Raw genomic sequence first — 11,656 nt, 5'->3', positions numbered from 1 at the left:
TAATCGTTATCACTAACATGGTGTTATGCCCTGATGGCTTATCAGATGAGGTGGACCTATGGAACTGCATTCAGAAACCTTTAATCCTGCCGATTTTGCCTGGCGCGGTTTAACGCTCACGCCAGCGGCGGCGGCACATATTCACGAGCTGGTGGCGAAAAAGCCCGAGCTCCTCGGCGTGCGGTTGGGTGTCAAACAGACCGGTTGCGCAGGTTTCGGCTACGTGCTCGATACCGTCACCGAACCCGAGAAAGATGACCTGGTGTTCGAGACTGACGGCGCGAAACTGTACGTCGCGCTGCAGGCCATGCCGTTTATTGATGGCACCGAAGTGGACTACGTCCGCGAAGGCTTAAACCAGTTATTCAAATTTCATAACCCAAAAGCCCAGAACGAATGCGGCTGCGGCGAAAGCTTTGGGGTATAGGCGGTACTATGTCTCGTAATACTGAAGCAACGAGTGAAGTAAATACCTGGAGCGGTGGGCACCTCAACTATAAAGAGGGGTTCTTCACCCAACTGCAGACCGATGAGCTGGCGAAAGGCATTAACGAAGATGTCGTGCGGGCGATCTCGGCGAAACGTAACGAGCCTGAGTGGATGCTGGCGTTTCGCCTGAGCGCCTTCCGCGCCTGGCTGGAGATGGAAGAGCCGCACTGGCTGAAAGCGCATTATGACAAGCTGAACTATCAGGACTACAGCTACTACTCTGCGCCGTCCTGCGGCAGCTGTGACGACACCTGCGTCTCGCAGCCCGGTGCGGTGCAGCAAACCGGCGCGGAGAATAGCTTCCTCAGCAAAGAGGTGGAAGAAGCCTTTAATCAGCTGGGCGTGCCCGTGCGTGAGGGGAAAGAGGTGGCGGTGGACGCCATTTTTGACTCCGTCTCGGTGGCGACCACCTACCGCGAGAAGCTGGCAGAGCAGGGGATCATTTTCTGCTCCTTCGGTGAAGCGATTCACGAGCATCCGGAACTGGTGAAAAAGTACATTGGGACCGTGGTGCCCTCTAACGACAACTTCTTTGCGGCGCTCAACGCGGCGGTAGCCTCTGACGGCACCTTTATTTATGTGCCGAAAGGCGTGCGCTGTCCGATGGAGCTCTCCACCTATTTCCGTATCAATGCCGAAAAAACCGGCCAGTTCGAACGCACGATTCTGGTCGCGGATGAAGGCAGCTACGTCAGCTACATCGAAGGGTGCTCCGCCCCGGTTCGCGACAGCTACCAGCTGCATGCGGCTGTAGTGGAGGTCATCATCCACAAAGATGCCGAGGTGAAATACTCCACGGTGCAAAACTGGTTCCCGGGTGACGGCAATACCGGCGGTATCCTGAACTTCGTCACCAAGCGCGCGCTGTGTGAAGGCGAAAACAGCAAGATGTCGTGGACCCAGTCTGAAACCGGCTCTGCCATCACCTGGAAATACCCGAGCTGCATTCTGCGTGGGGATAACTCCATCGGCGAGTTTTACTCGGTGGCGCTGACCAGCGGCCATCAACAGGCCGATACCGGCACTAAGATGATCCACATTGGTAAAAACACCAAATCCACCATCATCTCGAAAGGGATCTCCGCCGGGCACAGCCAGAACAGCTATCGCGGGCTGGTGAAAATCATGCCGACGGCCACCAATGCGCGAAACTTTACCCAGTGTGACTCGATGCTGATTGGCGCAGACTGCGGGGCGCATACCTTCCCGTACGTTGAGTGCCGTAACAACACGGCCCAGCTTGAGCACGAGGCGACGACGTCACGGATTGGGGAAGATCAGCTCTTCTACTGCCTGCAGCGCGGGATCAGCGAAGAAGACGCCATCTCGATGATCGTTAACGGCTTCTGTAAGGATGTGTTCTCTGAACTGCCGCTGGAATTTGCCGTTGAAGCCCAGAAACTCCTCGCCATTAGTCTTGAACACAGCGTCGGTTAAGGAAAGCACATGTTACGTATTAAAGATTTACAGGTTAGCGTAGAAGACAAAGCCATCCTGCGTGGCCTCAATATTGACGTCAAGCCGGGTGAAGTCCACGCCATCATGGGGCCGAACGGTTCCGGGAAGAGTACGCTTTCTGCGACGCTGGCGGGACGCGAAGATTATGAGGTAACCCAAGGCTCGGTCGAGTTTAACGGCAAAGATCTGCTGGAGATGTCACCGGAAGACCGCGCGGGGGAGGGTATCTTTATGGCCTTCCAGTACCCGGTCGAAATTCCGGGCGTCAGCAACCAGTTCTTCCTGCAGACGGCGCTGAATGCGGTGCGCAAGTATCGCGGCCTGGAGGCGCTGGACCGATTCGACTTCCAGGACCTGATGGAAGAGAAGATCAAGCTGCTGAAAATGCCGGAAGATCTGTTGACCCGTTCGGTGAACGTTGGCTTCTCCGGCGGCGAGAAAAAGCGTAACGACATTCTGCAGATGGCAGTTCTGGAGCCCGAGCTGTGCATTCTGGATGAGACCGACTCCGGACTGGATATCGACGCCCTGAAGATTGTCGCTGACGGGGTGAACTCCCTGCGCAACGGCAAGCGTTCGTTCATTATCGTCACCCACTACCAGCGCATTCTGGACTACATCAAGCCGGATTACGTCCACGTGCTTTACCAGGGGCGTATTGTGAAATCCGGTGATTTCACGCTGGTTAAACAACTGGAGGAGCAGGGTTATGGCTGGCTTACCGAACAGCAGTAATGCGCTCCAGCAGTGGCACAGGCTGTTTGAAACCCAGGGCGGCACGCGCTCTGAGCAGGCGCAGCAGCATCTGCAGCAGATGCTGCGTCTCGGCCTGCCGACGCGTAAGCATGAGAACTGGAAGTACACCCCGCTTGATGGCCTGCTGAACGGCGAGTTTGTGACCCGTCTGGCGGATCTCACTTCTGCGCAGCGTGATGCGCTGGCAGTACACGTGGATGCCGTGCGCCTGGTGTTTGTCGATGGCGAGTTCCGTTCGGATCTGAGCGACGCTCTCCAGGCGAGCGGATTTGAGATTGAGATAAACGACGATCGCCAGCCTCTGAGCGCCCCGGTTCAGCCTGAGGTTTTCCTGCACCTGACCGAGAGCCTGGCCCGCGGCGTGACGCACATCCGCGTGAAGCGTAATCAGCGTCCTGCAAAACCGCTGCTGCTGATGCACATCACCCAGGGGCTGGACGGCGATGAAATCAATACCGCGCACTATCGGCACCATCTTGAGCTGGCGGAGGGGGCGGAGGCCACGGTAATCGAACATTACGTCAGCCTCAACGATACCCGACACTTTACCGGGTCGCGTCTGACAATGAATGTTGCCGCGAATGCGCAGCTACACCACATCAAGCTGGCGTTTGAGAATGCGCAGAGCCACCACTTTGCCCATAACGACATTGTGCTCGGTCAGGATGCCGCGGCGTACAGCCATAGCTTCCTGCTCGGCGGGTCGGTGCTGCGCCACAACACCAGCACGCAGCTTAACGGTGAAAATACCACGCTGCGCATCAATAGCCTGGCGATGCCGGTTAAATCAGAAGTGTGCGACACGCGCACCTGGCTGGAGCACAACAAGGGCTACTGCAACAGCCGTCAGCTACATAAAACTATCGTCAGCGATAGAGGACGCGCGGTGTTTAACGGACTGATTAACGTGGCGCAGCACGCCATTAAAACCGACGGGCAGATGACCAACAATAATCTGCTGTTAGGGCGCCTGGCGGAAGTGGACACCAAACCGCAGCTGGAGATCTACGCCGACGACGTGAAATGCAGCCACGGTGCGACGGTCGGGCGCATCGACGACGAGCAGATGTTCTACCTGCGTTCCCGCGGCATCGACAAGCAGGCGGCACAGAAAATGATTATCTATGCGTTTGCCGCCGAACTGACGGAAGCGCTGCACGATGGTCAGTTAAAACAGCAGGTGCTGGCGCGTATCGGTCAGCGTCTGCCTGGAGGCGAAGCATGAGTTTTCCCGTCGAGAAAGTACGGGCAGATTTCCCGGTTCTGACCCGCGAAGTAAACGGTCTTCCTCTGGCCTATCTGGACAGCGCGGCCAGCGCCCAGAAGCCGAATCAGGTGGTGGATGCGGAGGCCGAGTTTTATCGCCACGGCTACGCTGCCGTGCATCGCGGTATTCATACCCTGAGCGCCGAGGCGACGCAGCGTATGGAAAACGTGCGTACGCAGCTGGCCGCCTTCCTCAATGCACGTTCACCTGAAGAGCTGGTCTTCGTACGTGGAACCACCGAAGGGATCAACCTTGTCGCGAACAGCTGGGGCAACGCGGAGGTCCACGCGGGGGATAACATCATCATCACCCAGATGGAGCACCACGCCAATATCGTGCCGTGGCAGATGCTCTGCGAGCGCATTGGCGCGCAGCTGCGGGTGATCCCGCTGAACGCCGACGGGACGCTGCAGCTCGAGCAGCTTGACGCATTGCTGGATGACCGCACGCGGCTGGTGGCGGTCACCCAGGTCTCCAACGTGCTGGGGACGGAAAACCCGGTGGCAGAGATTGTCGAAAAGGCCCATCTTGCGGGCGCGAAGGTGCTGATTGACGGCGCTCAGGCGGTGATGCACCACGCGGTTGACGTCCAGGCGCTGGACTGTGATTTCTACGTCTTTTCAGGCCATAAACTCTATGGCCCGACCGGGATTGGTGTGCTGTACGTGAAAGAGGCAATTCTGCAGGCGATGCCGCCGTGGGAAGGGGGCGGGTCGATGATCGCCACCGTTAGCCTGACGGAAGGTACCACCTATGCCCGCGCGCCGTGGCGTTTTGAGGCGGGTACGCCCAACACCGGCGGCATTATCGGGCTGGGCGCGGCGGTTTCTTATGTCTCCGCAATCGGCCTTGATAGCATTCAGGAGTACGAACAGCTGCTGATGCACTATGCGCTTGCGGAGCTTGCCAGCGTGCCGGATCTGACCCTCTACGGGCCTGCCGACCGGCAAGGGGTGATTGCGTTTAATCTCGGGAAACATCACGCCTATGACGTGGGCAGTTTCCTCGATAACTACGGCGTGGCTGTCCGTACCGGGCACCACTGCGCCATGCCGCTGATGGCGTTTTATCAGGTACCGGCAATGTGCCGCGCGTCGCTGGTGATGTACAACACAACGGAAGAGGTCGACAGGCTGGTGGCGGGGCTTAAGCGCATCCATCAGCTACTGGGCTAACGGAGAGGCAAAAGATGGCGGAACTGCCGGATAAAGATAAATTACTGCGTAACTTCTCGCGTTGCGCAAACTGGGAAGAGAAGTATCTCTATATCATTGAACTGGGTCAGCGCTTACCGCCGCTCAGCGAAGAGGCGTATACTCCCGAGAATAGTATTCAGGGCTGTCAGAGCCAGGTGTGGATTGTGATGACGCAGTCGGATGACGGCACTATCGAATTGCACGGCGACAGCGATGCGGCAATTGTAAAAGGGCTTATTGCGGTCGTCTTTATTCTTTATCACCGGATGTCGGCGCAGGATATTGTCGCGTTCGATGTCCGCCCGTGGTTTGAAAAAATGGCCCTGACCCAACACCTCACCCCGTCTCGTTCCCAGGGACTGGAAGCGATGATTCGCGCCATTCGCGCCAAAGCGGCATTCCTTAGCTAGACTTACAGAACAGCATTCATTCTGTTTCGCGAGGTGGTTCCCGCCTCGCTGGTTTTTCAGCTTTCTGGCGTTCTGTCAGTGAATAAGGAATCTCAGCATGAAGCGCGCGTCTCTAATAACTCTATTACTCCTCAGTTCGCTCGGCGCACTTAATTCGGCCCGCGCGATGGACTATCCGTTGCCGCCCGCAGGCAGTCGTCTGATTGGGCAAAATCAAACCTACACGATACAGGAAGGGGATAATAAGCTGCAGACTATCGCCCGCCGGTTTAATACTGCGGCGCAGGTGATCCTGGAAACAAACAATACCATTGCGCCGGTCAACCCTGCGCCGGGAACCGTCATCACCATCCCGTCGCAAATGCTGCTGCCAGACACGCCGCGCGAGGGCATCGTGGTGAACCTCGCTGAGCTACGGCTCTACTACTTCCCGCCGGGAGAAAACATCGTTCAGGTCTTCCCGCTCGGCATCGGACAGTTGGGGCTGGAAACACCGGTCACGACCACGCGCGTGAGCCAGAAAATCCCTAATCCCACCTGGACACCCACGCCGGGCATCAGAGCACGCTCTCTGGAGCAGGGAATTAAATTACCGCCGGTAGTACCTGCCGGGCCAAATAATCCTCTGGGACGCTTCGCACTGCGTCTGGGCGTGGGTAATGGGGAATATCTCATTCACGGCACCAGCGCGCCGGACAGCGTTGGCCTGCGGGTCAGCTCCGGCTGTATGCGGATGAATGCCCCGGATATTAAAGCCCTGTTCGAACAGGTGCGGGTTGGCACGCGGGTACAGATTATCAATGAACCCGTGAAGTTCTCCGTAGAGCCGGATGGTAAACGCTATATTGAAGTCCACCGTCCGCTGGCGCAGGCTGAGGGCGAAAACCCGCAGGTCTCGCCCATTACCCATTCCGCAGATTTTGCGACCTTTGTTTCTCAGGCGGGAAGCGATAAGGCGCTGATTGATCGTGCCCTGTCACGCCGTGCCGGGATACCGGTTATCGTGTCGTCAGGAAGCGGCCCGTCGGCCAGCAATAGCGTGTTGTCGGTGCAGAACAGTCGGGTGTCCGCAGCGGTAGCGGAAGATGAAGGGGAGAAGGTCACGCAGTAGCCGTTTGATGCAGGCAAAAAAAATGGCGCACAATGTGCGCCATTTTATTAACAGGTACTATTACTTACGGTATTTAGTAGCCTGGTTGTCCAGACGCTGGTTAGCGCGAGCTGCGTCGTCTTTAGCAGCCTGAACGTCGGAACGCATTGCGTTCACGTCGTTGCTCAGCTGGTCAACTTTAGCGTTCAGAGTCTGAACGTCAGAAGACAGCTGATCGATTTTAGCGTTGCTGGAGCAACCAGCCAGCAGAGTAGAACCCAGGATTACCGCGCCCAGTACCAGTTTAGTACGATTCATTATTAATACCCTCTAGATTGAGTTAATCTCCATGTAGCGTTACAAGTATTACACAAAGTTTTTTGGGTTGAGAATATTTTTTTGATGGGAATACACCTATTTTTGATCGTTCGCTCAAAGAAGCATCGAATCAGCCCTTTTTGGGCAAAAATCTATGTAAAAAAAGGCATTTATCATCGGATTCATCTTAGATAATTCGCAATTAAATAGAGAAACCCGATTTGCAATTTGAATGACTTTGGCTAATGCGAGGAATAAAAAAAGCGCCCGGAGGGCGCTTTTTATCAAAATTAATTCGTTCGGGAATTATTACAGCACGTGAACAGATGCGGTATTGGTGGTTCCGCTTGGTACCAGCGCGCCAGAAACCATGACCACAACGTCACCTTTCTGTGCCAGACCACGATCAACCAGCTCCAGCGCCACTTCTTTACCCAGACGGTAGAAATCATCCGTAGAAGCGATCTCTTTCACCAGGTGAGGGATCACGCCTTTGCTCAGCACCAGCTGACGGGCCGTGGTTTCGTTGGTGGTCAGCGCCAGGATAGTCGCATCCGGGAAGTATTTACGCACCGCGCGAGCAGATTTACCGCCCTGAGTGGCAACCACGATCAGTGGTGCTTCCAGTTTCTCAGCTGTTTCTACTGCACCGCGGCATACCGCTTCGGTGATGCGCAGCTTGCGGCTGTCGTTGTTGTAGTCCAGACGGCTTTTCATTACGCGGTCGGTACGTTCGCAGATGGTGGCCATGATGGACACCGCTTCCAGCGGATATTTACCTTTTGCGGATTCGCCGGACAGCATAACGGCATCAGTACCGTCGAGGATGGCGTTTGCCACGTCGCCTGCTTCTGCGCGGGTTGGGCGTGGGTTTTTGATCATGGAGTCCAGCATCTGCGTTGCGGTGATAACCACTTTACGCGCGCGAACACATTTCTCGATCATCATCTTCTGCGCGAAGATCACTTCTTCAACCGGGATTTCTACGCCCAGGTCGCCACGTGCAACCATGATGCCGTCAGACGCTTCGAGGATTTCGTCGAAGTTGTTCAGGCCTTCCTGGTTTTCAATTTTGGAGATGATCTGGATCTTCTCGCCGCCGTGCGCTTTCAGGTGCTCACGAATTTCAACCACGTCGGAACGTTTACGGATGAAGGAAGCGGCAACGAAGTCAACGCCTTGCTCGCAACCGAAGATCAGGTCTTGCTTGTCTTTTTCAGCCAGGGCTGGCAGCGCGATGGAAACGCCCGGCAGGTTAACGCCTTTGTTTTCGCCCAGATCGCCGTTGTTCAGCACTTTACAGATAACCTTGTTACCTTCAATCGCGGTGACTTCCATACCGATCAGACCATCGTCTACCAGCACGGTGTTACCGACGGACAGATCGCTGGTGAAGCCTTCGTAGGTCACTGCAACGATTTCGCTGTTGCCGACAACGGATTTGTCGGTGGTGAAGGTGAAGGTCTGGCCCGCTTTCAGAGAGACGTCGTTACCGCCTTCCAGTTTGATGGTACGGATTTCTGGACCTTTGGTATCCAGCAGGATGGCGGCTTTTTTACCGGTCTTGCTCATCACGTTGCGCAAGTTCTGGATACGCTGACCGTGTTCTGCGTAGTCACCGTGGGAAAAGTTCAGACGCATCACGTTCATGCCGGCGTCCAGCATTTTGGTCAGCATCTCTTCAGATTCGGTTTTCGGGCCGATAGTACAAACAATTTTCGTCTTTTTCATGACAGTCTTAGTCTTTAAGTTGGGAAGGATATGGAAATCTCGCTCCGGGGGCGCACCGCCGCGGAGTCAAACCTGTGTTGCAAAAGAGTATATGACACGCACTAAGGATAGGAGACATCAAATGAGCGTGCAGAAGAAAGTGTGCCTGAGTGACAGCCCAACGAAGGAGAGGAGAAGTTGTACGTTGTTTTTTGTATTCCAAGCGCTGAAACCATTCACCAGGGATTAGGCGCGCATTATACGCTGATTTTAAGATAAAAGGAAAATGGAAACGCTGTTTCAGAAATAATCAATGCAGTTTCACATAATATTGTTATCAAGGCGTTAAGCCATGATGACAACTTATGGCGGCAGGTGATTGACCTGCCGCATTTTGCTTATTTTTGCAGCGCCTGGCTGAGGTCGGCAATCAGGTCTTTCGGATCTTCAATCCCGACTGACAGACGGATCAGCTGCGGCACAATGCCGTTTGCCAGGCGTTGCTCCAGCGGAATCGAGGCATGCGTCATGCTGTAGGGCTGGCTCACCAGACTTTCCACGCCGCCCAGGCTCTCCGCGAGGGTGAACAACTTCAGGTTGCGAATCACCTCGGTGGCGCGTTGCGCATCACCTTTTACTACGACAGAGATCATCCCACCGGGAAGCGCCATCTGCGTGCGGGCAAGCTGATACTGTGGATGCGATTCCAGGCCGGGATAGAACACCTTTTCGACCAGAGGATGCTGATCGAGCCATTGCGCAATCGCCAGCGCGTTGGTGCTGTGCTTTTCTACCCTCAGCGCAAGCGTGCGTATACCGCGCAGCGTCAGGAAGCTGCTGAACGGATCCAGTACGCCGCCCACGGCGTTTTGCAGATAGCCCAGCTTATCCGCCAGTTCCTTGTTGTCCCCGACAATCGCCAGCCCGGCCACCACGTCAGAATGGCCGTTCAGGTATTTGGTGGCGGAGTGCACCACGATATCGAAACCCGACGCCAGCGGACGGAGGATCACCGGCGACGCGAAGGTGTTATCCGCCACGCTGATGACGTTATGACGACGAGCGATCGCCGCAATGGCCGCCAGATCCGCCAGCTTCAGCAGCGGGTTAGTTGGCGTTTCGACCCATACCATACGAGTATCCGGGCGGATGGCGGCCTCAAGCCCGGCTAAGTCGTCCGGTTTAACCCAACTGACCTGCAGGCCGGTGCTGCGCTTGCGCACGTTTTCAATCAGGCGGTACGTCCCACCGTAAACGTCATCAATGGCAACAATATGGCTGTCTTTATCCAGCAGTTCGAGCACCGTGGAGATGGCCGCCAGACCGGAGGCGAAGGCGTAGCCGCGCGTGCCGCCTTCCAGTTCGGCGATGGCGGTTTCCAGCGCGTGACGGGTGGGGTTACCGCTGCGGGAATACTCATAGCCGGTATGCTCGCCGGGTGACGGTTGTGCAAACGTCGAGGTGGCGTAAATCGGCGGCATGACGGCGCCGTGCTGGTCGTTGAACTCGCCGCTGTGTACGCTCAGGGTAGCCAGGTTTTTCATCATCTGTTCCTTTATTGCTTAAGACGGTTGCGCCAGGCGGTCAGAACGTCGCTGCGCGTAATCAGACCGAGAAAACGGTCGTTGTCATTAATCACGGCCACCAGACCGCGGTCGAAGATGGCGTTCAGGGCGCTTTCCGGGGCGTGTTTATCGAGGAACTCCACCTGACGCGTCATGGCTGCCGTCACCGGAAGCGCGAAGCGATCGCCGTCGCCGCCGATATGCCGCAGGAGGTCCCACTCGTCGATAATGCCCACCACCTTGCCGTTCTCCAGCACCGGCAACTGGGAGATGTCATACAGGCGCATGCGTGCCAGTACGGTGGAAAGCGTGTCGTCCGGGGCGGCGGTGACGGTGGCACCTTCATCATGACGCAGGGCGATGTAGTCGGAGAGGTCGCCGACCTGAGGGCGCGTGATGAGCCCTTGCTGACGCATCCAGTCGTCGTTAAACATCTTCGAGAGGTACTTGTTGCCGCTGTCGCAGGCGAAGGTCACCACGCGTTTCGGCGTGGTCTGCGCCTGGCAATATTTCAGCGCGGCCGCCAACAGCGTGCCGCTGGAGGAGCCCGCCAGAATGCCTTCCGTTTTCAGCAGATCGCGTGCGGTGGTGAAGGCTTCGCGGTCGGTGATGCGCCAGGCGCGATTCACCCCTTCAATGTGAGCCAGCGGCGGAATAAAGTCTTCGCCAATACCCTCAACCAGCCAGGAGCCCGCGTCGTGGTAGCGTCCAGTTTCCACCTGGTCGGCAAGCACCGACCCGGCCGGATCGGCCAGGACAAACTCCGTGTGCGGAGAGTGCTCGGCGAACCACGCCTGCAGGCCGCCCAGCGTACCGCCTGAGCCGACGCCCACCACGATGGCGTCGATCCTGCCGTCCAGCTGCTCATACAGTTCCGGTGCCGTGGTGGTGCGGTGCGCCAGCGGGTTGGCTTCGTTATTGAACTGGTCGATGTAAAACGCGCCGGGCAGTTCATTGGCCAGGCGCTGGGCGTAATCCTGGTAATAGGCGGGGTGGCCCTTGTTAACGTCGGAGCGGGTCAGCACCACCTGGGCACCCAGCGCGCGCAGGTGAAAAATCTTCTCGCGGCTCATTTTGTCCGGCACCACCAGGATCAGCGAGTAGCCTTTCTGGGCGGCGATCAGCGCCAGGCCGAGACCGGTATTCCCCGCCGTTGCTTCAATAATCGTGCCGCCCGGCTGCAGCTGTCCGGTACGCTCCGCTTCATTAATCATCGACAGCGCAACGCGATCCTTAATAGAACCGCCCGGATTCTGATTTTCCAGCTTCAGAAACAGCGAGCAGGGACCGGTATCAAGCTTATGCAGCTGGATAAGCGGGGTACGACCAATCAGTTCAGTGACGGAGTGATAAATCGTCATGATGTTTTCCTTTCTGGATGTCATGACGGGATGATA

12 protein-coding genes are annotated in these 11,656 nt (G+C 56.5%); 7 read left to right on the top strand and 5 right to left on the bottom strand.

Annotated elements, in window-relative coordinates; all coding sequences use genetic code 11:
• Positions 1–58 precede the first annotated feature (58 nt).
• The 7 genes from sufA to ldtE all read left to right on the top strand — a co-directional run bounded on the left by sufA (position 59) and on the right by ldtE (position 6,687).
• On the top strand, positions 59–427 hold the full coding sequence (sufA, locus tag FU672_RS09830) for a Fe-S cluster assembly scaffold SufA (protein ID WP_148243114.1): 369 nt from the start codon (positions 59–61) through the stop codon (positions 425–427).
• An 8-nt stretch (positions 428–435) separates the two neighbouring features.
• Positions 436–1,926, top strand: a complete 1,491-nt coding sequence (gene sufB / locus FU672_RS09825) for a Fe-S cluster assembly protein SufB (RefSeq protein ID WP_148243113.1) — start codon at positions 436–438, stop codon at positions 1,924–1,926.
• A gap of 9 nt (positions 1,927–1,935) precedes the next feature.
• Positions 1,936–2,682: a Fe-S cluster assembly ATPase SufC gene (sufC, locus tag FU672_RS09820; protein ID WP_148243112.1), complete on the top strand. Its 747-nt coding sequence runs from the start codon at positions 1,936–1,938 to the stop codon at positions 2,680–2,682.
• Positions 2,657–3,928 (top strand): Fe-S cluster assembly protein SufD, encoded by a 1,272-nt coding sequence (gene sufD, locus FU672_RS09815; protein ID WP_148243111.1) that lies wholly within the window; start codon positions 2,657–2,659, stop codon positions 3,926–3,928. The genes sufC and sufD overlap by 26 nt, the downstream gene beginning before the upstream one ends.
• Entirely contained in the window at positions 3,925–5,145 is a 1,221-nt protein-coding gene (gene sufS / locus FU672_RS09810; protein WP_148243110.1) for a cysteine desulfurase SufS, read from the top strand. The genes sufD and sufS overlap by 4 nt, the downstream gene beginning before the upstream one ends.
• A 14-nt stretch (positions 5,146–5,159) precedes the next feature.
• Positions 5,160–5,576: a cysteine desulfuration protein SufE gene (gene sufE / locus FU672_RS09805; protein WP_148243109.1), complete on the top strand. Its 417-nt coding sequence runs from the start codon at positions 5,160–5,162 to the stop codon at positions 5,574–5,576.
• Between the two features lie 97 nt (positions 5,577–5,673).
• Positions 5,674–6,687, top strand: coding sequence for a L,D-transpeptidase LdtE (gene ldtE / locus FU672_RS09800; RefSeq protein WP_148243108.1), 1,014 nt, complete (start codon positions 5,674–5,676; stop codon positions 6,685–6,687).
• 60 nt (positions 6,688–6,747) lie between these two features.
• Here ldtE and lpp read toward each other — a convergent pair whose 3' ends face one another.
• The 5 genes from lpp to FU672_RS09780 all read right to left on the bottom strand — a co-directional run bounded on the left by lpp (position 6,748) and on the right by FU672_RS09780 (position 11,620).
• Positions 6,748–6,984 (bottom strand): murein lipoprotein Lpp, encoded by a 237-nt coding sequence (lpp, locus tag FU672_RS09795; protein ID WP_001082307.1) that lies wholly within the window; start codon positions 6,982–6,984, stop codon positions 6,748–6,750.
• Positions 6,985–7,293: 309 nt separating this feature from the next.
• Complete coding sequence (gene pykF / locus FU672_RS09790; RefSeq protein ID WP_023335415.1) at positions 7,294–8,715, bottom strand: pyruvate kinase PykF; 1,422 nt, start codon at positions 8,713–8,715, stop codon at positions 7,294–7,296.
• Positions 8,716–8,722: 7 nt separating this feature from the next.
• Positions 8,723–8,917: a protein YnhH gene (gene ynhH, locus FU672_RS25560; protein WP_418721936.1), complete on the bottom strand. Its 195-nt coding sequence runs from the start codon at positions 8,915–8,917 to the stop codon at positions 8,723–8,725.
• 175 nt (positions 8,918–9,092) lie between these two features.
• Positions 9,093–10,238 (bottom strand): trans-sulfuration enzyme family protein, encoded by a 1,146-nt coding sequence (locus FU672_RS09785; RefSeq protein WP_148243278.1) that lies wholly within the window; start codon positions 10,236–10,238, stop codon positions 9,093–9,095.
• Positions 10,239–10,249: 11 nt separating this feature from the next.
• A complete protein-coding gene (locus tag FU672_RS09780) occupies positions 10,250–11,620 on the bottom strand; it encodes a pyridoxal-phosphate dependent enzyme (RefSeq protein ID WP_148243107.1) in 1,371 nt (456 codons plus the stop codon).
• Positions 11,621–11,656 lie beyond the last annotated feature (36 nt).

Source organism: Enterobacter asburiae, from assembly GCF_008080435.1.
Taxonomy (GTDB): Bacteria; Pseudomonadota; Gammaproteobacteria; order Enterobacterales; family Enterobacteriaceae; genus Enterobacter; species Enterobacter asburiae_C.
Note: the sequence above shows the minus strand (reverse complement) of the source record. Positions and strands in the feature narration are given on the sequence as shown.

What these genes read in the sequence shown, in the direction of transcription:
- sufA (WP_148243114.1), top strand. Translation starts at nt 59, where the DNA reads ATGGAACTGCATTCAGAAACCTTTAATCCTGCCGATTTTGCCTGGCGC.
- sufB (WP_148243113.1), top strand. Translation starts at nt 436, where the DNA reads ATGTCTCGTAATACTGAAGCAACGAGTGAAGTAAATACCTGGAGCGGT.
- sufC (WP_148243112.1), top strand. Translation starts at nt 1,936, where the DNA reads ATGTTACGTATTAAAGATTTACAGGTTAGCGTAGAAGACAAAGCCATC.
- sufD (WP_148243111.1), top strand. Translation starts at nt 2,657, where the DNA reads ATGGCTGGCTTACCGAACAGCAGTAATGCGCTCCAGCAGTGGCACAGG.
- sufS (WP_148243110.1), top strand. Translation starts at nt 3,925, where the DNA reads ATGAGTTTTCCCGTCGAGAAAGTACGGGCAGATTTCCCGGTTCTGACC.
- sufE (WP_148243109.1), top strand. Translation starts at nt 5,160, where the DNA reads ATGGCGGAACTGCCGGATAAAGATAAATTACTGCGTAACTTCTCGCGT.
- ldtE (WP_148243108.1), top strand. Translation starts at nt 5,674, where the DNA reads ATGAAGCGCGCGTCTCTAATAACTCTATTACTCCTCAGTTCGCTCGGC.
- lpp (WP_001082307.1), bottom strand. Translation starts at nt 6,984, where the DNA reads ATGAATCGTACTAAACTGGTACTGGGCGCGGTAATCCTGGGTTCTACT.
- pykF (WP_023335415.1), bottom strand. Translation starts at nt 8,715, where the DNA reads ATGAAAAAGACGAAAATTGTTTGTACTATCGGCCCGAAAACCGAATCT.
- FU672_RS09785 (WP_148243278.1), bottom strand. Translation starts at nt 10,238, where the DNA reads ATGAAAAACCTGGCTACCCTGAGCGTACACAGCGGCGAGTTCAACGAC.
- FU672_RS09780 (WP_148243107.1), bottom strand. Translation starts at nt 11,620, where the DNA reads ATGACGATTTATCACTCCGTCACTGAACTGATTGGTCGTACCCCGCTT.